The 1,905-nt window shown below is 31.0% G+C and carries 2 protein-coding genes; one reads left to right on the top strand and one right to left on the bottom strand.

Annotated features, from left to right (window positions below):
* The first annotated feature begins 358 nt into the window (after window positions 1-358).
* Window positions 359-1,180 (top strand): nuclease-related domain-containing protein, encoded by an 822-nt coding sequence (locus LGK97_RS19515; protein WP_226261978.1) that lies wholly within the window; start codon window positions 359-361, stop codon window positions 1,178-1,180.
* Between the two features lie 94 nt (window positions 1,181-1,274).
* Here the strand turns inward: LGK97_RS19515 and istB are convergent.
* On the bottom strand, window positions 1,275-1,905 hold a 631-nt coding region (istB, locus tag LGK97_RS19510; RefSeq protein WP_226261976.1), incomplete at its 5' end, for an IS21-like element helper ATPase IstB.

The following is a 1,905-nucleotide window of genomic DNA, read 5'->3' as shown; positions in this document are numbered from 1 at the left end:
AAGACACAAATTGTATTCAATACATTTTGTGTCTTTTTTATACATACCTACAGTTGCTGATATTCATGTCTAAAAGTGAGGATTTACTGCGAATTAAAGTGTCCTCTAACACTATGATAAAGCAAATAACTACTATAAAGACACGTGTATTTGAAAATAAAAAACACAAACTTCCAGTTTATCTTACGCCCTCAAAAGACGTAAAAATAACTGGAAGTTCTTCTTTTTTGCACAAAACAAACAATATCAACCACCACACAAAACCCCAAATCAAACACCCCTCCCACCATTAATCTTTCATGGAGAATTTAAACAAAATATGTTATAATTAAGCAATATATGCAGAATGGAGGATATTATGGGTATTTTTGATGCGATGAAGAAAAGTATATTTAGTGTTAGTTTTGAAGATAGAATTATGAAAACAATAAATACACCGATGTTTGTAAAGGACTTCAATAAGGAAAGTGAAAATATAATTAGCCTTAATAAGCTTCTGAGTAATGATAATGATGCGGAAACTAAAAGAAAAATCGAAAATGAACTTAACCTTCAAAAGTATGTTCAAGATAGCCTGAGCAAAGTTTATTTTGAACTTAAAAATTCACCGGTGCCTTTTTATGGGTTGTATAACATTAGATTAGAACAGGGAGATAATAAATCAGACATAGATTTTCTAATGGTTACTAATCAATTTTGTTGCATAATCAATTGTAAGAGTCATCAAGGGAATATTGAAATAGATAGTCAAGGGAATTTCTCTAGATGGGTTAAAAAAGGCGAGAAGAGTATAAAAGAAGGTATTTATAGTCCTATTGAGGAAAATAGAAGAGCAGAGTTAGTTTTGAAAGGCATTATAGATAATAATGGTCTGGAAAAATTGCCTCTTAGATCTTTAACTGTATTCACAAACCCTAAGGCAACTTTAAATTTTAAGGGTTGCTCTGAGGATGTTATGGACAAGGTAATTAAAGTTGATTTGGTAAATACAAAGTTAAGGTCTATGGCTCTAGATATATCCACTGCAGTTTATGAAGAGAAAAAAGCTAAAGATATTGCAGATATTCTAAAGGATTTAGATAAAAGTGTTAGCATAGATTATAGCACTAGGTTTAAGTGTAACATTAGTACAGAGAGCATTCCAAAAGTTGAGCCAAAGGTAGTTGTATTTGTCAAGTGAAAACTCCCCCATATTCTAACCCAAAACTCCCCCACTAAAAATTATAAAAAAATAATGTTTTCTCTTAATAATTATATAGTGGAGGAAAAACTTATTATTGCTTTTCAAGCCACTCTCTGGTTTCTTTTAATCTATAAGAATTACCATTCATATTTACTATATACGCTTTATGAGTAAGTCTATCAATCATAGCAGCCGTCATAATTGGGTCTTTGAATATCTCGTCCCACCTTTCAAATGATAAGTTTGTAGTTACAATAGTGGACTTTCGTCCTGCTCTTAATGATAAATGACTAAACAAAAGTTCTGACCCTTCCTTATCATAAGAAATATATCCAAGCTCATCTGCGATGATTAAATCATATTTATCAAATTTATTTTCTAAGCCTCTTAATACTTTGTTAGAACGACTTTCTTTTAATTGGGTAATGAGTGACGATACCGTAATAAAAAGAACCTTATATCCAGCTAGACAAGCCTTTATACCAAGACCAATGCTAATATGGGTCTTGCCTGTTCCAGGATTTCCAGCTAAAATCACATTCTGCCCCGTACTAATAAATTCAAGTGAACTTAACGTCTTTAATTTCTTTTTAGCATCAACTGGCAGCTCCTCTATTACAAGATCTTCGATATATTTTTTATATGGAAATTTAGCTATTCTAATTCTATTTTGTTTATTACTTTCATTTCTTAAAATCTGTTCTTTTATCAACAACTTGTAA

This window comes from Clostridium sp. CS001 (assembly GCF_020443565.1).
GTDB lineage: Bacteria > Bacillota > Clostridia > Clostridiales > Clostridiaceae > Clostridium_AD.
The sequence above is the reverse complement of the archived record's forward strand: the minus strand, read 5'-3'. Positions and strand labels throughout refer to the sequence as shown.

Coding starts and splice junctions, on each gene's coding strand:
- LGK97_RS19515 (WP_226261978.1), top strand. CDS start 359: ATGGGTATTTTTGATGCGATGAAGAAAAGTATATTTAGTGTTAGTTTT.